The sequence below is a fragment of the Gordonia aquimaris genome (genome assembly GCF_026262595.1).
GTDB classification, from domain to species: domain Bacteria; phylum Actinomycetota; class Actinomycetes; order Mycobacteriales; family Mycobacteriaceae; genus Gordonia; species Gordonia tangerina.
On record NZ_JAPKFM010000004.1, the window covers coordinates 318,051 to 336,571 of the forward strand.

The following is an 18,521-nucleotide window of genomic DNA, read 5'->3' on the forward strand; positions in this document are numbered from 1 at the left end:
CGCGTCCGTCGCTGACGTTCGGGTCGGTCGGTCAGCAGGCTTGTTCACACTGTTGAGTTGTCAAGGTACAGATGCGGTCCCGTTGTGGTCGGGTGCGGTCTTGCTGGTCGAGTAGCCGCCGAGCTGCTAGGTGAGGTGGCGTATCGAGATCTGTGGGGCGGCTGCTGCTGTGACGGTCAGGCGGCGGCAGACAGGTTGTCGAGGTTGAGGGTCCGCCGGTTGTGGGCGGGGAGTGGTGTGCGGGTGGGGTCGACGGCGGCGGGTGGGATGAGCCAGGGGTGGCGGTCGGTGCCGAGGAACACGTCCCAGCCGTTGTGGTGGATGTCGGTGTGGCAGGCGGGGCAGAGTAGGCAGCTGTTGTCGAGGCTGGTGTCGCCGCCGTCGATCCAGTGGGTCAGGTGGTGGGCTTGGGTGCGGTTGGCGGGTGCGCCGCATTTGATGCAGCATTCGTCTCGGACGTGCAACGCTTTTCGGATGTGTGGTGGGACGAATCGTTTCTCGCGGCTGATGTCGAGGGGGACGCGTTCGTCGTCGACGAGCAGGGTGGTGGTGGCCGCGTCGCAGGACAGTCGGCGCAGGGTCGCTTGGGTGACCGACCCCAGGAGGTCGAGTTCGGCCAGGGTGGGGGTGTCGGCGGGGATGGTGAGGAGGAGTTGGGTTTTGGGTGCGGCGCTGGCGATGTCGCTGGGCATGCGGGCGGCGATGTCGAGGATGGTGTCGAGGGCGTCGGCGTGGCGGCGGGCGATGGTGCGGGGGTCGCGGGAGCCGTCGGGTTGGGGACGGGGTGCGCTGAGGGCGTTGAGGGCGGCGCAGAGTTTTTCGCCGACTTCGAGGTCGAGGCTGGCGTCGAGGTGGAGGCGGCCGTCGGTGTCGCGGTGGTGGGTGAGTTCGTTGAGTTGGCGGTCTTCGGCGGCGGGTGGGCCGTTGGTGTCGGAGGCGAGTTGGTTGCCCAGGGTGCGGGCGCGTGTGTCGATGTCGGCGGGGGTGGCGCCGGAAAAGTATTGTCCGAGAAGATCGGTCACATGGGTTAGACGCAGTGCGTCGTCGATTGGTTCCGCCGATCTGCCGGCGATATGGCTGACTCCGCGCACGATGGCGTCGAGGTGTTCGGCGGGGATCGCGGCGTCGGCGGCGTGTGCGTGCAGGGTGGGCAGTGTGTCGAGCGAGGCGGCGATACGCAGCAGGCGTTGGGCCACCGATGGTGCGAATCCCATCACGATGAGCAGTTCACGGGTACTGCGGCCGTGGTCGCGGGCCACACCGAGTCGGTCGAGTTGTGCGGCCAGGCGGGCGGCGTGATGATCGATGAGGTTGCGTAGCGCCAGGACCTGACCCATGGCGTCGAAGGTGGCACGCCCCGACAGGTCATCGCAGCGCAGCTCGCGCAATACCGAGACCACCGCAGACAACTCCGCAGCGACAGCCGAATCAGCAGATACAGACACTTCAGCGATGACAGACATGACGACTCCCCAGCAGATACGACAACGGCACCGGTGTAACCGGTGATGCAGGCGGCCGTTCTGGGTTCCCTACCGTGCCGAGCAACGCATTCGCTCCTGTGCGTGCTTATCCGGTCCGGTATATCGTCATCATCTCGGCCTGCTGGCAACCAAGGTATTCGAACCCACGTTCGAAGTCAACAACTTTTCACGAACTTTTTGCCGGCGTCCCCACCACAAAACTCCCGACGTTGCATTCAACCAGTTCGTCGACCCCGGTGGCCTCGCCGAACGCGGCGGTGTCGCCGTAACCCTGGGCGACGCCGCCGAGTCCCATGGCGGTGGCGGTGAGGTAAAGCGTCTGGGTGAGCACGCCGACATGTTTGAGGATCACCGCGTACGGCATCTGCTCATAGGTCCACATGATCCGACCGGGGCGCGCCGCCAGTACCAGGAGTATCTGCGGCAGTTGGCCATCGGCAAGGGTGAGCGACGCGGGTGCGAACAATGTGGCGACCGCCGGACTGTCGTAGGGCGCGACCGGCCGCAGGACATGGTCGAAGGAATCGTAGTGGTACATCCCCGGCGCCACGCCGTCGGCGGTGCGCACGACCGGATAGATCTCCAGCTCGTAGAGCGACCCGCCGGACGGGTACGGCCGCGACGGCAGCTCCTCGGGGACCGGCCGGTCGGCGTTCATGGTTCGGACGCTGCGGGTACGCGCGCATCGGAACAGCAGCTCACCGAGCTGGGCGAGGGATATCGGGTGTGCATCGTCGAAGTCGCGCACCGACTTCCGGTCCTCCACCACGGCGGCCAGCGGCTGGTCGGCGGTGCGGAGATCGGAGAGGTCGGGTTCTGGTAGGGCAATCGGTTCGCCGGGGTAGACGTCGCGTCGCGCCGGGGCCGGCTCGAATGTGCCGTCGGCCCAACGGGTGGGTCCGAAGTGCTGCCAGTTGGTCGCGCGGTCGCCGACCGTGCTGTGGCGATGGAACCAGAGCTCATGCGGACCCCAACTCCGGGTGGGGAACTCGGCATGCTCACGGCCGGCGGCGACCGCGTGACCCGACCAGGCCAGATCGGACAGCAGCCGTAGCTGTACCGATGACTTCGGTGATTCGGAGCCAAGGCCGCCGGCGACGGACAGGATCTCCGGATCGTGGATCTCGACATCACACCAGCTGAGCGGGTTCTCTGCGACGACGACGCCATCCTCGCGCCGGATCACCGTGAATCGCGACAACTCGACGTCGTCGCCGACGTCGGCAACCGTGGGGCGCGCAGTCGGCGGCCGTCGGAACGGCCGCAACGAGTACAGCTTTCGCTCACCCACAGAGACCGTCATCGACAACGCTCCGGCATCGATCAACCGCTCGACGAGGCTGTCGACGTCCGTATCGGCACCCTCGGACACCGTGATCGGGCCCGCGTTGAGCGACCGGAGCACGGCCAGCTGCGGTCGGGTGAGCTTGTCCAACCGCTTCTTGGCCGGCAGAACAACCGCGACACCACCGCCGCCCAGCAGGAATCGGGCTCCGGGCGCCAGCGTGTAGACGGTATGTGGGGTGCGCTCGCTCATGAGTCCGACGTCAGGCGGCGGCACGCTGCAGCGCCGGATACATCTTGTCCAGCACGTACGGGATCGACAGCGGCGTCGGCTCGTTGAGGCCGCCGATCTCGGCGACCGACAGTCGGCTGACTGCACCACTTTCAACTGAACGCAGGCCCTGATACCCGGGCAGCTTCTCCAGCGCGTTCATCTGCTGGTCGGTGTTGGCGGTGACCACCAACAGATCCGAATCGAGCATCGGGACGTTTTCGGTGGAGATCGGGAAGCGTGGTTGACCGTCCTTGCGGAATTCCGCGACCAGCTGCGGCGCGATGGTCATACCCAGCGATGAGAACAGGTAGGTGGCACCGTCGTCGGGATCGGCCATCACCTGGATCTGATCGTTGGAGAACATGTAGGCCATCGTGTAGGTCTTGCCGTTCAGACCGGGCATGTCCTGTTTGGCGGCGTTGATCTTCTCGTCGACGCCCGCGGTGATCTCCTTGGCCTTCTCGGGTTCGCGCAGCACCGTGCCGAGGAATGTGACCATGTCCTGCCACGGGTCGATCTGCTTGCCGGTGATGCCGGGGATGGTAGGAGCCAATTTCGAGACACTGTCATAGATCTCGGGCTGCCCGTCGGCCATGTACGACGTCGCAAGGATCAGGTCGGGCTCGGCCTTGGCCACCTGCGCGACGATGTCGTCGGTGCTGATCGGGGTGGAATCCTGCAGCTGATCGCTGGCCCACGGGGCCGGATTGCCGGTCAGCACCTGGATGTTGTCGAGGTAGGCGACGGGGGTGATCCCGAACGACAGGGTGACATCGATCCACTGTGCGCCGAGGGTGACGATCCGCTTGGGCACACCGTTGATGGTGACCGAGCCCTTGGACGTGTTGACCTGGATCGGGGCGCCCTCGTCGGCCGATTCGTCGGGCGAACTACAGGCACTCAACGCCAGCGCCGCCACCACCAGAGAGGCGATCGACACGAGCAGAACACGCAACGCACGGGTCATGCGTGCAGCCTAACCTAAGCATCCAGATCGGAGGCAGGCCCATGACCGGCCGAGCAATCAGAACTCCAGGACCACCGGCGCGTGGTCGCTGGCGCCCTTGCCCTTGCGTGCCTCGCGGTCCACCCAGGCGCCGCGCACCCGATCGTCGAACGCCGGTGAACACAGCAGATAGTCGATCCGCATGCCCTCGTCACGCGGGAAACGCAACTGCGTGTAGTCCCAGAAGGTGTAACCGTCGGCGTAGGGGAGTGCCGAGTCGCGGAAGCCCACATCACCGATGGCCTGGATGGCGGCACGCTCGACGTCGGAGACGTGGGTGTGTCCCTCGAACGCTGTGGGGTCCCAGACGTCATCGTCGGTCGGGACCACATTCCAGTCGCCGGCCAGCACCACCTGGGCGGCCGGATCATGCGCCAGCCACAACGACGAGATGTCGCGCAGCTTCGCCAGCCAGTCGAGTTTGTACCGGTAATGCGGATCGTCGAGGGCCCGGCCGTTGGGCACATACAGACTCCACACCCGGACGTCGCCGCAGCGGGCCGAGATCGCGCGTGCCTCCCGTGCGGGCGTGGTGTACTCGGCGCCGAACGACGGCTGCCCCTCGAAGCCGGTCTCGACCTCGTCGAGCCCGATCCGTGAGGCGATCGCGACGCCGTTGAAGCCGCCGGTGCCGATGTGTGCGACGTCGTAGCCGGCGGCCAGGAAACTCATCACCGGGAACTCGTCGTCGCGGCACTTGGTCTCCTGCATCGCCAGCACGTCAACGTCGTTGCGTTCCAGCCAGCCAACCACGCTCTCCGAACGGGCGCGGATCGAGTTCACATTCCAGGTGGCGATGCGCATCAGTCAGTCCTCTGTGTCGTCGTCGGCGTCGGGTGCGATCTCGGCCACCACAGCCCCCGCGTCGTGCCACCGTTGCGTCACCCAGCTCGTCAGTGCCGGTGGGGTCAGCAGGATCATCGCGAACGGCAACGGTGTGTCGCGGTCACGGTAGTGATCGCGATAGAAGACCAGCGAATCGGCAAGCCATCGCAGGTCACCCGGGTCGCGACGCAACAGGCTCTCTGCATGATCGACCACCGTCACCAGCGCCGTGAGCGAGCCGTCGGTTGGGGCATCGGCATCGAGGTCGCGCATGCAGTCGTCGAAGGCGTCGCGGTTACGACCGAAATGCGGCGGAAAACCCCACCCCCGTGCGAACTCGTCGAGCAGTGAGCTGAGCGACGGCATTGCGCGGCCGTCGACATGCCGTAGCCGAGTCTGCGCGGGCATCGCCGGGCAGTTTCCGTCGGCGACGACGCCGACAACCGGCCCGTCGCGCCCCGCGTCGAACAGGAACCGCCGCACCCCGATGGGTGTGGGCGCTGCGTCGGGACTCACTGGTCCGGTCCCCGGATCTGGACGAACGAGCGGTAGTGGTCATCGGTGTACCAGGCGCTGCCATCGCTGCCGGTCACGATGCGCTCGGCGTCGCGGCTGCGGCCGGGTTCCTTGGGATTGACGTCCCACTCGCGATAGTCGATGCGTCCGCCGGCGCTCGTAGCGGGCAGAAGGCCCTCGTTGTTGCGGAAGACCGAACCGCCGCGGGTGCCGGGTGCATCGGCCGCTTCCGGCCATTCGCCGGCGTCGATCAGCGCGAGGGTCGCCATGACGTGGGCGGGGATGTCGGCTGCCACCGTTCCGGTGGCCGTGGCATTGCCCGCGACACCCCGGGTGGCCTGCGATGCGTCGTCGGAGCTGCCGAATGACCAGGTGAGGACCGCCGCGGCGATCGCGAGAACGATCCCGACAACCGACGCGATGGTGCGCCGTCGCGCCACCCTCGTCCTCGTCACGCGCTCACCTTAAGTCGTTCGATCACAGGGCGAGATAGCGGGAGGTGTGATGCAGACCGAAGCCCGCCGCCCGATACCAGGTGCCTGCGATCCGATTGCCGGCGCGCACCTGCACATGAGCGCGTTGCCCGCCGCGGTCGACGCCCCACGCGACCAGCGCCGCCATCACCGCATCTGCCTGACCGGGAGTCGGTGACGAAACGGACAGGCCGAGCCACCTGGTGCCATCGGTTCCCTCGGTCACTGTGCCGCGTCCGATCGCGTCCGGTCCGTCGCCGATCGAGGCGAACACCACCGGTCCCTCCGACGCGCCGACGACGGCGGTCGCGACTGACAGATCGACGTCGGGACCGCGGTAGGCATGCAGCCACGCCGGGCTCGGTGAGTCGTCGAGCCGCACCTGCTCGGTCGGTGTCGTCGGCTCCATGCGGATCCCGTCCAGATCGCCGACCAGGAGCTGCATTTCGTCGCCCACCGGCTGTCCGACGATCTGTCCCGCCGGTAGCAGCCGCTCGGGTATGGCCACCACCGTCGGCAGGTTGCGCTCCGCATACCAACTGCGCAGCGCCGACATGGTGGCCGCGTCGGTGCCCGCGCCGAACTCGAGCGGCACCGCCGAGTTGGCGCGTCGCGTGAAGCCGTGGCCGGCCCGCAACAACCATCCGTCGATCATCCCCGATTCGGTGCCCGGCCAGGCGGCCGCCGCCGCGGCTTCCAGATTGCGGATCTGCGAGTTGCGGACCGTCACCCGCGACAGCACGCGAATCGAGGTCACCGCCGTGCGGGGGATCGGCTGTGGGCCATCGCGGTCGACGACCAACGGGTCCCCGTCGTCGAGCAGCACCCCGGTGACATCGGACAGTGCGGCACCAGAACCGCCGCGCCAATCGGCCGGTGTCGCGTCGCCCAGACGGTATCGGATGACGACGCGGTCACCCACGAACGGGATGCGGTGGCCGGACGCCGGGTCGTCGGACGGGTGTGTCGTCACCGGGAGTTGTCGCTCAGTCGTCGTCTTCGTCGTCGTCGTGCCCGAACGGATCGTCGACGCTGCCGGGGAGCCAGGTCAGGCCGGGTTCACCCCAACCATTGCGCTTGATGGTCTTCTTGGCCGCCCGCGCGTTGCGTCCGATCAGCACGTCGACATACAGGAACCCGTCGAGATGACCGACCTCATGCTGCAACATGCGCGCGAAGAATCCGTTGCCCTCGATCGACACCTCGTCGCCGTTGCGGTCGACACCGGTGACCCGGGCCCAGTCCGCGCGGCCGGTGGGGAACTGTTCACCCGGCACAGACAGACACCCTTCGACGTCGTCGTCGGGATCGGGCATGGTCTCCGGGATCTCCGAGGTCTCCAGCATGGGATTGATCACCTCGCCGCGGCGACGCGTCGCGGTGTAGCGCTCACCGTCCGGGCAGTCGTAGACGAACATGCGTTTGCCGACCCCTACCTGATTGGCGGCCAACCCGACCCCGTTTGCAGCGTCCATCGTTGCGTACATGTCGTCGAGTAGTGTCACCAATTCCGGCGACGGGCGGCGGTCGGCATCGAGTTCGACGAGCTCGGTGGGATGGTGCAGCACCGGTTCGCCGACGATGCAGATCGGGAGAATTGCCATGTGGGACAGATTACCCAGCGGCCCGACGCCCCTTTCTCGTGGCGAGTCACATCGCGAACGGGGCCGCCGATCGTGGTTAGATGATCAGCGAACCACATTGCTGTGATTTGTCCGGGCCTCGAGGTTCCGGTCGGTGGTGTCGACCGGTGTGGGGCGGGGGTAACGCCCGCCGGGCGAGCGGTGATGTGATGTGCACGAGGCGATCTTGAGGGAGCGAGATGGACGGCGCAGCTGCGCGAAGCCAGAAGCAGGGCGATCAACCCACACCCGCAGATTCATCCGCCGAACAGACGACGAACCCTGTCGATCCGCACGAGGTCGGGCCGGACGGGCTGTCCCGTCGCGACCACGACATCCTGTCGTTCGAACGGCAGTGGTGGAAGTACGCCGGGGCCAAAGAAGAAGCCATCAAGGAGCTCTTCGGACTCTCGGCAACCCGGTACTACCAGGTGCTCAACGCGCTCGTCGATCGCCCCGAGGCGCTGGCCGCCGACCCGATGCTGGTCAAGCGGCTGCGCCGGCTGCGGGCGTCGCGCCAGAAGGCCCGCGCGGCGCGTCGCCTGGGCTTCGAGATCACCTGACCAGACCACGTCGGTGACTCCCGTGACCGTGACGGGCCCGTCATCGGATGTGAAGTAAGGTTCTCGGTGATGAACGCTGATCACGAGCCGAGTCGCCTGCCGCTGCGGGCGGGGGCGATGATGTTGCTGGCCGTGGCCATTGTCTTCCTCGGCCTGGGCTGGCACTCCGCGGCCACCAGCGGCGATGATCCGGAGCAGGAATTGGAGGCGGCGCAGAGCCAGGCCACCAGCGCGACGACGCAGTCGTCGGCAAGCGCGGCCACCTCGTCGTCGGCGACGGCATCGGCCGATACGCCACAATTGTGCGTCTTCAACGCCGGGTCGATCTCGGGTCTGGCCGCCGACATCACCGAATCGTTGCAGGCCGCAGGTTTCCAGACCGACGAACCGGGGAACCTGTCGACCGCGTCGATCACCGAGAACACCATCTTCTACGACACCGGACAGCAGTCGGCGGCCGAAGAGGTCGCGGATGCGCTCGGCGGTGACGCCAGTGTCGACCCGCGTCCGTCGTCGTTCACCCAATGCCCGGACGGTATGCCTGTCATCGTGGTCACGCGGTGATCTCCCTCGACGATCCGAGGGGTGGTCACCACACCCGCGAACCCGATGACCACGAACTCCGATGAGCACCCACAGATTTCGGCCCGTTGACGATCAAGGAGTGACATGACCGCCAGTAAGCTTCAGATTCGCCGCACGCTCGCCGTGCTCGCCTCGGCCGGTATCGCCGGCGCAGTGCTGGCCGGATGCACTCCCGACGAGCCGCCCACCGACGTACCCGGCACCACTCCCTCGGTGGTGACCGGCAATCAGGCGCCCCCCGGCGAGGTCGACGACGCCGACGGCATCGGGCAGTCGCCCGAGGAGGACGCCACCGCACGACTCGTCGACGATCAGGGCGAGGACGTCGGCGAGGCCACCTTCGAGCCCAGCGGGTCGTCGGTCAAGGTCACCGTGCGGCTCAGCGCCGACAGCGGTATCGAGGCAGGCTTCCACGGCATGCACATCCACGAGAACGGGGTCTGCGAGACCGGCGGCGACAGCGCATTCTCCAGCGCCGGTGGGCATCTGCAGGTCGACGGCAACACCGGCCACCCGGCCAGCGGTGATCTGGTCTCACTCAATGTGCTCGAGGACGGCACGGCGGAGACCGTCACCACCACCGACTCGGTGAACCTCGAGCAGATCGTCGGCAAGTCGATCATCATTCACGAGGGCGCCGACAACTTCGCCAACATCCCGACCCGCTACGCGCCTGCCCCGGACGAGCAGACGATGTCGACCGGTGACGCGGGCAGCCGTGTGGCCTGTGGCGTCATCGAAGCGCACGAGTGACGCGGACCCGCTGACCCCGATCGGCACTGACGTGCTCTCCACCGGGCTGTTGTGATGGTCACCCCCATCGAGTTCGACGGTTCACCGACACCGTCGCTGGGCGTGGAATGGGAGTTCGCGCTCACCGACAAGGTGTCCGGTGACCTGTCGAATTCGGCCGCGGACCTGTTCACGCGCGTATCGGAGCATTGCCCGGCCCGGCGCGACAAGGTGCACAAGGAGTTGCTGCGCAACACCGTCGAGATCGTCACCGGCATCTGCCGAGACACCCCGGAGGCGATGGCGGATCTGACCGAGACGCTGGCTTCGGTGCGCGAGCACACCGAAGCGTTGGGCGTCGACCTCTACGGGGCGGGTACCCACCCCTTCGCCCAATGGTCGACCCAACTGCTCACCGAAGGTCATCGGTACGCCGAACTGATCGAACGCACCCAGTGGTGGGGGCGGCAGATGCTGATCTGGGGGGTCCACGTGCACGTGGGGATCAGTCACCGCGACAAGGTGTTACCGATCCTCGGCGCCCTGCTGAACTACTACCCGCATCTGCTGGCCTTGTCGGCGTCGTCGCCGATGTGGGCCGGGCAAGACACCGGATATGCGAGCAATCGCGCGATGATGTTCCAGCAGCTGCCCACTGCGGGACTGCCGTTCCAGTTCGCGACCTGGGCCGAGTTCGAGTCGTTCGTCGCCGACCAGAAGATGACCGGCATCATCGACCACATCAACGAGATCCGGTGGGACATTCGGCCGTCACCCCATTTGGGCACCATCGAGGTGCGGGTGTGCGACGGTATGACCAACGTCGCCGACCTGGCCGCGGTGGTGGCGTTGATCCACTGTCTGGTGGTCGAGCTGGATCGGCGGTTGGCGGCCGGGGAGACGTTGCCGCAGATGGCGCCGTGGCTGGTGCAGGAGAACAAGTGGCGCGCTGCCCGCTACGGTCTCGACGCCATCGTCATCCTCGATTCCGACTGCACCGAACGGCTCGTCACCGACGATCTCGCCGACCTGCTGACGCGGCTGCAACCCATCGCCCGCGACCTCAACTGTGCCACCGAGCTCGCGCACGTCGCCGACATCGCTGCGCACGGCGCGAGCTATCAGCGTCAACGCCACGCCTACCGCGAAACCCGCGACTTGCGCGAGGTGGTCCGGTCGGTGGTCACCGAGCTGTCGTGACCACTCGCCGCAACCCCCGCACTCCCCGCCGGCGGCGAAAGTGCCGTTGATTTGGGTCACCAGGTGACTCAGATCTACGGCACTCTGGCAGACCCATCCGAGGATCGGGGCGCGAGCCGACCGCCACGCTAGTCCTGTGCCGGGTTCTCCATGTCGTCGCGACTGAGCAGACCGTCGCGGGCGCGTTGCTCCTGGTACACCAATCGGCCGATGCGGTGGGCGATCACCGGGGCGGTCATCAGCGCGAACAGTCCGGCCAGCACCAGCATGCCGACGTCGACGTGCTGGCCGAGCCGGATCATCGCGCCGATGAGCATCAGCAGCAACCCGAAGGTCTGCGGCTTGGTGGAGGCGTGCATGCGGCTCAGCGTGTCCTTGAACCGCAGCATGCCGATGGCGGTGGTCAGCGCCAACGCGGCACCGAGTACCAGGAACACCGAGGAGATGATGTCGCCGATCATGTCTCGTCGTCCCTCACCCGGAAACGTGCGATGGCCACCGAACCGGTGAAGCTCAACAAGCTCAGCGCGACGATCGCCGGGACCACCGTCGAGTCGCGACTGTAGGCCGCCCAGGCGGCGAGGCCACACATGCACAGGGCGATCATGGTGTCGAGTGCGACCAGCCGATCCAGCGACGACGGTCCGCGCAGCACCCGCACCGTGGTCAACACCGCGGCGATCATCAGCAGCACGCTGACGGTGATCCAGACGTAGGTCATCGGCGGCCCCCGTCGGTCGGTGGCACGTCGGCCACGTCGGGGTTGTCGGTCTCGGCGCGACCGATGTCGTGGACCCGGTGGTACTCGTCGTCGAGGCCATGATACGGACTCGGATGCCATTCGCTGTCGCGCTCGAACGCCCGGATGAAGGACCGTTCGACAAACGCGACCTGGTCGTAGAAGGCTTGTACCTTCTTCTCGGTGCGCACGTCGAAGACGTGGATGTAGAGGATGCGTCGTCGGTGGTCGATGTCGAGCACCATGGTGCCGGGGACCAGGTTGAGATAGTCGACGGCCAGCGTCAGCACCATGTCGGATTTGATCGCCACCCGCACCCGGATCACCGCCCCCAGCGGTGGTTTGCCCGGTCTGATCGCCGCCCACGCCACCTGTGCACTGGACACGAAGAAGTCGATGACCAACCGCACCAGGATGACCAGCACCGCGATGGGATGGACCCGGCCTTCCACCGGCACCCGGGGCAGTGGCAGGAGGGTGACGATGGCGATCGCGAGCACCAGGCCCCCGAGGATGTTGGCCCAGGACACGGTGCCCCACAGCAACACCCACACGAAGGTCAGCCAGGCCAGCGTCCACAGTCGGACGGCGACCTCTCGTGAGTCGCTGCCCAACCAACGGGGGATGTGGATGTGCTCGCGCATCCACACGAACACCGTCACCGAATGCCAGAACAGGAACAGCAACGACACTCGGCGGGCGGTGATGATGCGCGACCGCACCGGCACGGGTGAGCGTCCGTCCTGCTGCTGTTCGGGTCCGTCGTTCACCGGTCACCTCCCAGAACCGCCTCGATGTAGATGCCGCGATCGGTGATGTCGGTGGCCGCGCGGTCGGTGAAGCCGAGGATGGGTCCGGCCCACAACGTCAACACCAGGCCTGCGATCACCATGACAGCCGTGGGCAACACCATCCCGGCCGGCATCCGCCCGACGTCGTCGCGGTCGTCGAAGGCGCCGTCGGTGCTCTCGTCGACCAGCGCCGACGGACCTTGATCGGACAGGTCGCCTTCCGGCGCGTCGGCGCGTGGCCGCCAGAAACCCTTGGTCCAGACACGAGCCACCACGTACAAAGTCAGCAGGCTGGTCACCACCGACCCCGCCACGAGCATCCAGGCCAGCACCGATCCGTCCTGGGTGCCGGCCTCGATCAGCGCGACCTTGCCGACAAAACCGGAGAACGGCGGGATGCCGCCAAGGTTGAGCGCCGGTATCAGGAACAGCGCGGCCAGCACCGGACTGGCCATCAGCCCACCGAGCCTACGCAGTGACGACGACCCCGCCTGCCGTTCGATGAGTCCGACGACGAGGAACAGCGTCGTCTGCACCAGGATGTGGTGGGCCACGTAATAAATGGCCGCCGACAACCCGAACTGCGAGGACAACGCGATCCCGAACACCATGTATCCGATGTGGCTGACCAGGGTGAACGACAGCAGACGTTTGATGTCGGACTGCGCGATCGCGCCGAAGATACCGACCAGCATCGTCAGCAGACCGGCGATCATCAGCATCGTGTCCATCGAGCCGCCGGGGAACAGCAGCGTGTGTGCCCGCACGATCGCGTACACACCGACCTTGGTGAGCAGGCCGGCGAAGACGGCGGTGACCGGGGCGGGTGCGGTCGGATATGAGTCGGGCAACCAGCTCGACAACGGAAAGACCGCGGCCTTGATGCCGAACGCCACCAGCAGCACCGCGTAGAGCGCATTGCGGGTGCCGTCGGGGACGTGGTCGAGGCGTGCGGCCATCTCGGCGAGGTTGAGGGTGCCGGTGGTGGCGTAGGCGAACGCGATCCCCGACAGGAAGATCAACGAGGACACCATCGACACCATCACGTAGGAGGCGCCGGCCCGGACCCGTTCGGCGCTGGCACCGAGGGTCAGCAGCACGAAGCTCGCCGCCAGCAGCACCTCGAAAGAGACGTAAAGGTTGAACAGGTCGCCGGCGAGGAAGGCATTGCAGACGCCGGCGGTGAGGATCAGGTAGGTGGGCAGGAAGATCGACACCGGCTGATGGGAGGTGCCGTCGCGGATGCCCTGCCCGATGGCGTACACCACCACGCACAGCAGCACGATCGTCGAAACCACCAGCATCAGCGCCGCGAGCTGGTCGACGACCAATGTGATGCCGAGTGGTCCGTTCGGAAATCCCTTGTCGCCCCAGCCGCCGATGGTGACCGCGAAGGTGCCGTACTCGTTGGTCAGATACAGCAGCAGGCACGACGCGATGAACGCGGTGAGGATGGCGCCGACGGTGATCGGGCGTTGGAAGCGTGGGCTGCGACCGCGCAGCAGGGTGAGCGCCGCGGCGATGATCGGCACCAGGGTGGGCAGCACGATCAGTACCGGCACCCACGACGGTTGCGGTGTCATCGGCCACCTCCGTCGCGGTCCGACCCCGAATTCTCGTGTCCGTTGGCGCCCGGCTCGTCGGGGCCGACCTCGTCGATGACGTCGGCGTCCTCGGGCATCAGGTCGGTTTCGATGAGCCCGCGGTGGCGTTCGATGAATTCCTCTCGGGTCAGCGGATTGCCCTCATCGTCGAAGAAATCGCCGGCACTGGTGTCGGCCAGGGTCACCGGGTCGTCGCTGCGGTCGCGGTCGGGCGCGGTCTGCAGCGAACCGGTGGCGATCTTGCGGTCCTCGGGGTCGTCCTCGACGTCCACGTCGTCGCGGTTGATCACGTACAGCCGGTAGACCAGCGCCAGGACGAATGCAGCGATGCCCATCGTGATGACGATCGCGGTGAGGATCATCGCCTGGGCCAGGGGATCGGCGTCGTGGGCGCGGTTCTCCGAGGCCCGCCCCATGATCGGCGGATTGCCCATGCCGCCGGAGACCACCAAAATCAACAGATTGATGGCGTTGCCGCAGAGCAGGAGCCCGAACAGCATCCGGATCAGGCTGCGTTCCATCAGCAGGTAGGCGCCGCAGGCGGCGAGCACGCCGACGACGATCAGGAAACCGAGGTTGATGCTCACCGGCTCACCTCCTCGGCGTCGGCACGGATGGGCATGGGCTGGTTGTCCGCGATGGAGGTCTCGACGTCCAGGCGCGCGCCGAGGCTGCGCAGGACATCGAGGACCAGGCCGACGACGATCAGGTAGATGCCGAGGTCGAAGAACAGGGCCGTCACCAGTTTCACGTCACCGAGCACCGGCAGGGTGATCTCGAAGACCGCCGACGACAGCACGGGCGCACCCAGGAACATCGACGTCACCGCCGTACCCGCGGAGATTGCCAGCCCGGCCCCCAGGACGCGTCCCGGCTCCACCGGCAATGCCTCGCCGAGTTCGTAGCGGCCACCGGCGAGGTAACGCAACACCAGGGCGAGGCCCATGGTGAGCCCGCCGGCGAAGCCGCCGCCCGGCGCGTTGTGCCCGGCGTAGAAGAAGTACACCGACAGCACCACCATCGTCGGGAAGATCAGTCGGGTGGTGGCTTCGAGCACCATCGACCGGTGGCGTGGATCGCGGAAGTCGCTGCCGAGCAGCCATCGGGTGCGGTCGGGCGGGATCGGCTCGTCGACATCCGTGCCGTTGGTGCCCGATTGCAGGCGTGCGGCGTCGGCGACGCGGGGGACCGCGCCGAAGCGGCGGTTGCGGAACACCATCGACGCCACACCGGTCGCGGCGACGATCAGCACACACACCTCGCCGAGGGTGTCCCAGGCGCGGATGTCGACCAGCAGGACGTTGACCGCGTTCGCGCCGTGCCCGAACTCGTAGGCGGCCTCGGGGATGTCGACCTGCACCGGTTGTTCGGAGCGGGCGGCCGCCGCGAACAGTCCGATGACCACGAGGGTGGCGCCGAACGCGATACCGATCAGCGCCCGCAGCGGCTTGAAGCCGGTGGCGTGCCGCGGTTCCGGTTCGGCGGGCAGTTTGCGCAGCACCAGCACGAAGATGACCAGGGTCAGCGTCTCGACCAGGAACTGCGTCAGCGCGAGGTCCGGCGCACCGTAGAGGGCGAACAGCATGCCCGCGCCGTAGCCCGTGAGGCCCACCACCAGGGCTGCGGCGAGCCGGTTGCGCAGGATGATGGCGGCCAGCGCCGACACCGCGATGATGCCGCCGATCACGGCTTGGACCGCCGAGTCGAAACCACGCCACTCCAGCTGGTTGCGGCCACCCCACGCCAGCACCGCGGTCGGCAAGATGATCGCGGTGGACAGGATGACGCCCTGGGTGATCGGCAACGACCCGCGCTGGGTGTTGCGGGTCATCATCAGCGACAGGGTGTCGGCGCCGCGCAGCGTCGCATCGTAGATGCGGTCCGCGTTGAGCAACGGCCGGTAGCGGAACAGCTGACCGCGCAGCTGCCGGACGATCAGGAACAGCAGCGCCCCGGCGACCACCACGATGATGGAGAACACGACCGGCAGACCGAAGCCGTGCCACATGGCGAGATGCTCGAGTTCGTGGCCGTAGGCGGGCAGTGTCTCGGCGTACGGCTCGAACAGCGGGCCGATCTGGGAACTCAGCAAACCGGCCACCACACCGGCGGCGGCGAGGACGACGGGCGCGAAGTAGAACGGCGCGCCTGGCGGGTGCATATTGGCCACGGCCGGACTCGGGGTGGCGCGCACCTTGCGTCCGAAGGCGCCCCACAGGAAGCGGCAGGTGTAGGCGAAGGTGATCACCGACCCGACGAGCAGGACGATGTCGATGGTCTCCGACTGCCAGGGCAGGTAGGCGCCGGAGTCCCACACCGACGCGAAGGCGGTCTCCTTACCGACGAAGCCGATGGTGAACGGCAAGCCGGCCATGCTGGCACCGGCGACGGCCGCGGTGAGCGCGAGGACAGGTAGCCGTTGTCCGAGTCGCGCGAGCTTGCGGATGTCGCGGGTGCCGGTGGAGTGGTCGATGATGCCGACGACCATGAACAGCGACGCCTTGAACAGGGCATGGGCCACCAGCATCGCCATGCCGGCCATCGCCACGTTGGCGTCGCCGATACCGACGAGGACCGCCAGGAATCCCAGCTGGGACACGGTGCCGAAGGCGAGGACGAGTTTGAGGTCGAGTTCGCGCAGGGAGCGCCAGCCACCCAACACCATGGTGATCATGCCGAGCACCACCACGGTGACGTGCCAGCTCGGGGTTTCGGAGAACGCCGGTGCCAGCCGCGCGATCAGGTAGATACCCGCCTTCACCATCGCCGCCGCGTGGAGGTAGGCGCTGACCGGAGTGGGCGCGGCCATCGCGCCGGGCAGCCAGAAGTGGAACGGCACGATCGCCGATTTGCTGAGCGCGCCGATCAACAGCAGGACGACCGCGGTGTCGACGTAGACCCCGGCGGCCGGTGGGCTGGTGAGCAGGTCGGACAGCAGGTAGCTGCCGGTGCGTTCGCCGAGCATGATGATGCCGACCAGCATGGCCAGACCGCCGGCGGTGGTGACCAGCAACGCCTGGGTGGCGGCTCGACGGGCCGTCGCACGGATGCCGTAGAAGCCGACCAGCATGAACGACAAGACGGTGGTCAGCTCCCAGAACACGTAGAGCACCAGCATGTTGTCGCTGACGACGAGGCCGAACATGGCCGCGGCGAATGCGATCATCTCGCCGCCGAAGACGGCGACCCGGGGACGGGCGTCGTCGAAGTAGCGGGCGCAATAGCAGAGCACCAGCGCACCGACACCGAGGATGAGGACCGACAGGATCGCGCTGAGGGTGTCGAAGCGGGTGACGATGTCCATCTGCAGGACCGGTACCCACTCGATGGTCTCCACCCGGGGTGGTTCGCCGGCAGTCGGCCAGTTCAGGATCACCCAGATGAGTGCGCCGGCGGGGGCAAGGGCGAGGACATAGAAGCCGCGCGTGCCCAGCCACTTGATCACCGGGGGTGCACAGAGCGCGCTGAGCGCGAGCGCAACCAGTACACCGATCAAGTGGGCACACCGTCTTTCAACTGTTGGGCGGGGTGTCACGGGCATCGCCCGCGTCGACTACTTTACCGTTGCGAACATGAACCGCTTCGACAGGATGGTGTCGGTGCTGGTGGCCGGGATCGCACTGATCGCACTTCTCGCCGCGTGTAGTGGGGTCGAGGAGGATCGTCCGCCCGGTGCCGCCTTACCGCAGGATTTCCCGGTTGCGCAGGTCCCGCTCGTGGAGGGCACGGTGCTGACCGCCGACGGCACCCGCGCCGACGGGTGGGCGGTCACCGTGCAGGGCGCGACCGGTGCGGGCAACATCCTCGACGCCGCGGTGTCCACTCTCACCGATGCCGGGTTCACCGAGTCGCAGCGCACCACCGAGGGCGGTCAGCGGGTGGTGGTGCTCTCGGCGACCAAGGACGCCACCGACTACTGGGTGCAGGTCGGCAGTACCCCTGGCGCCGCCGGTGGGCCGGGGTCGGTGTTTTATCAGGTCTCTGTGGAGTGATGTCCCCTGGTGCCTGAGGAATCCCGGAGCTTGCGGAGGGATGTCACGAAGGCCCGATCGCCCGACCTCACAGCCAACTGACAGTCTCGCGGCAGTCCGCTGACAGACCCCGTCCGCACCGTGGATGTCACTTTTCACGTCCACGAAAGCGAGACGACGATGTCCACACCACACCCGACGACCGACGCGACGACCACCGAGGCTCCCCGCGACCTGCAACAACCGCAGGATCCGCAGCCGACCGATCGCCCCGACGTCGCGGCACAGCACAACGCCCCGACCGAACCGATCACACAGGCCGGTGCGGTCCCCCCGAACGGACCGTACCCGCCCTACGCCGGCCCACCGCCGATGTATCCGAATCAGCCGAATTCGCCGAACCAGGCGAATGGCGTCAGCGACAAGGTGCGCAACGCGGTCATCGCCGGCGGCATCGGGGTTGCGGTGGTGTTCGGTCTCATCGGGTTCGGCGCCGGTTACGTCGTCGGCGACTCATCGTCATCGAATCAGGGGCCGGGTATGAACATGCAGCGCGGCGGCGGTTTCGGCGGGTCGGGCGGCTTCGGTCAGATGCCCGGCGGACAGGGCGGCACGGGCCAGATGCCCGGTCAGCAGGGGCAGATGCCGGGCCAGCAGGGGCAGGTACCGGGACAACAAGGCCAACTTCCCGGTCAGGACGGGCAGACCACGACCCCCAGCACGGAGAGCGGGACTGGGGCCTGAACCGAGTGAGGTGAACGTTGCGGATATCGGCACGTTCACCTCACTGCGCGGCATCCAGCGACGGCCGTATCCGACCCCGCGCGTCGGCGATGCTGTCGGGACCGATCA

General features: G+C 67.1%; 20 protein-coding genes. 6 read left to right on the plus strand and 14 right to left on the minus strand.

Annotation, left to right across the window (positions count from 1 at the left end; genetic code table 11):
• Positions 1 to 176: 176 nt before the first annotated feature.
• The 8 genes from OSB52_RS06640 to OSB52_RS06675 all read right to left on the minus strand — a co-directional run bounded on the left by OSB52_RS06640 (position 177) and on the right by OSB52_RS06675 (position 7,466).
• Positions 177 to 1,463 (minus strand): HNH endonuclease, encoded by a 1,287-nt coding sequence (locus OSB52_RS06640; protein WP_266060853.1) that lies wholly within the window; start codon positions 1,461 to 1,463, stop codon positions 177 to 179.
• Positions 1,464 to 1,650: 187 nt separating this feature from the next.
• Positions 1,651 to 3,021, minus strand: a complete 1,371-nt coding sequence (locus OSB52_RS06645; RefSeq protein ID WP_266060855.1) for a SagB family peptide dehydrogenase — start codon at positions 3,019 to 3,021, stop codon at positions 1,651 to 1,653.
• 10 nt (positions 3,022 to 3,031) lie between these two features.
• Positions 3,032 to 4,009, minus strand: a complete 978-nt coding sequence (locus OSB52_RS06650; protein WP_266060856.1) for an ABC transporter substrate-binding protein — start codon at positions 4,007 to 4,009, stop codon at positions 3,032 to 3,034.
• 57 nt (positions 4,010 to 4,066) lie between these two features.
• Positions 4,067 to 4,852 carry an exodeoxyribonuclease III gene (locus tag OSB52_RS06655; RefSeq protein WP_235726166.1) on the minus strand — a complete coding sequence of 262 codons (786 nt, stop codon included), beginning with the start codon at positions 4,850 to 4,852 and terminating at the stop codon, positions 4,067 to 4,069.
• A gap of 3 nt (positions 4,853 to 4,855) precedes the next feature.
• The gene (locus OSB52_RS06660) at positions 4,856 to 5,389 is read right to left on the minus strand and encodes a barstar family protein (protein WP_266060859.1); all 534 of its coding nucleotides are present in this window, start codon (positions 5,387 to 5,389) and stop codon (positions 4,856 to 4,858) included.
• Complete coding sequence (locus tag OSB52_RS24970; RefSeq protein WP_266060860.1) at positions 5,386 to 5,844, minus strand: guanyl-specific ribonuclease; 459 nt, start codon at positions 5,842 to 5,844, stop codon at positions 5,386 to 5,388. The genes OSB52_RS06660 and OSB52_RS24970 overlap by 4 nt, the downstream gene beginning before the upstream one ends.
• 22 nt (positions 5,845 to 5,866) lie before the next feature.
• On the minus strand, positions 5,867 to 6,835 hold the full coding sequence (locus OSB52_RS06670) for an N-acetylglutamate synthase, CG3035 family (protein WP_266060862.1): 969 nt from the start codon (positions 6,833 to 6,835) through the stop codon (positions 5,867 to 5,869).
• Between the two features lie 13 nt (positions 6,836 to 6,848).
• Positions 6,849 to 7,466 carry a peptide deformylase gene (locus tag OSB52_RS06675; RefSeq protein WP_266060864.1) on the minus strand — a complete coding sequence of 206 codons (618 nt, stop codon included), beginning with the start codon at positions 7,464 to 7,466 and terminating at the stop codon, positions 6,849 to 6,851.
• 218 nt (positions 7,467 to 7,684) lie between these two features.
• On the opposite strand from OSB52_RS06675, the gene napA reads away from it, so the two are divergent.
• From napA to OSB52_RS06695, 4 genes are all read left to right on the plus strand, one after another.
• Positions 7,685 to 8,047 carry a nucleoid-associated protein NapA gene (gene napA, locus OSB52_RS06680; RefSeq protein ID WP_235726159.1) on the plus strand — a complete coding sequence of 121 codons (363 nt, stop codon included), beginning with the start codon at positions 7,685 to 7,687 and terminating at the stop codon, positions 8,045 to 8,047.
• 69 nt (positions 8,048 to 8,116) lie between these two features.
• Complete coding sequence (locus OSB52_RS06685) at positions 8,117 to 8,611, plus strand: LytR C-terminal domain-containing protein (RefSeq protein ID WP_266060865.1); 495 nt, start codon at positions 8,117 to 8,119, stop codon at positions 8,609 to 8,611.
• A 105-nt stretch (positions 8,612 to 8,716) separates the two neighbouring features.
• Entirely contained in the window at positions 8,717 to 9,385 is a 669-nt protein-coding gene (sodC, locus tag OSB52_RS06690) for a superoxide dismutase[Cu-Zn] (protein ID WP_235726157.1), read from the plus strand.
• A gap of 54 nt (positions 9,386 to 9,439) precedes the next feature.
• Positions 9,440 to 10,564 carry a glutamate--cysteine ligase gene (locus OSB52_RS06695; protein ID WP_266060866.1) on the plus strand — a complete coding sequence of 375 codons (1,125 nt, stop codon included), beginning with the start codon at positions 9,440 to 9,442 and terminating at the stop codon, positions 10,562 to 10,564.
• Between the two features lie 128 nt (positions 10,565 to 10,692).
• Here the strand turns inward: OSB52_RS06695 and mnhG are convergent, their stop codons facing one another.
• From mnhG to OSB52_RS06725, 6 genes are read right to left on the minus strand one after another with little or no spacing between them, the layout of a single operon-like run.
• Complete coding sequence (gene mnhG / locus OSB52_RS06700) at positions 10,693 to 11,025, minus strand: monovalent cation/H(+) antiporter subunit G (RefSeq protein ID WP_235726154.1); 333 nt, start codon at positions 11,023 to 11,025, stop codon at positions 10,693 to 10,695.
• Complete coding sequence (locus OSB52_RS06705) at positions 11,022 to 11,285, minus strand: monovalent cation/H+ antiporter complex subunit F (protein ID WP_235726150.1); 264 nt, start codon at positions 11,283 to 11,285, stop codon at positions 11,022 to 11,024. Before OSB52_RS06705 ends, mnhG begins: the two co-directional genes overlap by 4 nt.
• The gene (locus OSB52_RS06710; RefSeq protein WP_266060868.1) at positions 11,282 to 12,073 is read right to left on the minus strand and encodes a Na+/H+ antiporter subunit E; all 792 of its coding nucleotides are present in this window, start codon (positions 12,071 to 12,073) and stop codon (positions 11,282 to 11,284) included. Before OSB52_RS06710 ends, OSB52_RS06705 begins: the two co-directional genes overlap by 4 nt.
• Positions 12,070 to 13,677: a Na+/H+ antiporter subunit D gene (locus OSB52_RS06715; RefSeq protein ID WP_266060869.1), complete on the minus strand. Its 1,608-nt coding sequence runs from the start codon at positions 13,675 to 13,677 to the stop codon at positions 12,070 to 12,072. Before OSB52_RS06715 ends, OSB52_RS06710 begins: the two co-directional genes overlap by 4 nt.
• On the minus strand, positions 13,674 to 14,285 hold the full coding sequence (locus OSB52_RS06720; RefSeq protein ID WP_235726145.1) for a Na(+)/H(+) antiporter subunit C: 612 nt from the start codon (positions 14,283 to 14,285) through the stop codon (positions 13,674 to 13,676). The genes OSB52_RS06715 and OSB52_RS06720 overlap by 4 nt, the downstream gene beginning before the upstream one ends.
• Complete coding sequence (locus tag OSB52_RS06725) at positions 14,282 to 17,194, minus strand: Na+/H+ antiporter subunit A (protein ID WP_266060871.1); 2,913 nt, start codon at positions 17,192 to 17,194, stop codon at positions 14,282 to 14,284. Before OSB52_RS06725 ends, OSB52_RS06720 begins: the two co-directional genes overlap by 4 nt.
• A 76-nt stretch (positions 17,195 to 17,270) precedes the next feature.
• On the opposite strand from OSB52_RS06725, the gene OSB52_RS06730 reads away from it, so the two are divergent.
• Positions 17,271 to 17,690, plus strand: a complete 420-nt coding sequence (locus tag OSB52_RS06730; RefSeq protein ID WP_266060872.1) for a hypothetical protein — start codon at positions 17,271 to 17,273, stop codon at positions 17,688 to 17,690.
• Positions 17,691 to 17,849: 159 nt separating this feature from the next.
• Positions 17,850 to 18,413 carry a hypothetical protein gene (locus OSB52_RS06735; RefSeq protein ID WP_266060873.1) on the plus strand — a complete coding sequence of 188 codons (564 nt, stop codon included), beginning with the start codon at positions 17,850 to 17,852 and terminating at the stop codon, positions 18,411 to 18,413.
• Positions 18,414 to 18,521 lie beyond the last annotated feature (108 nt).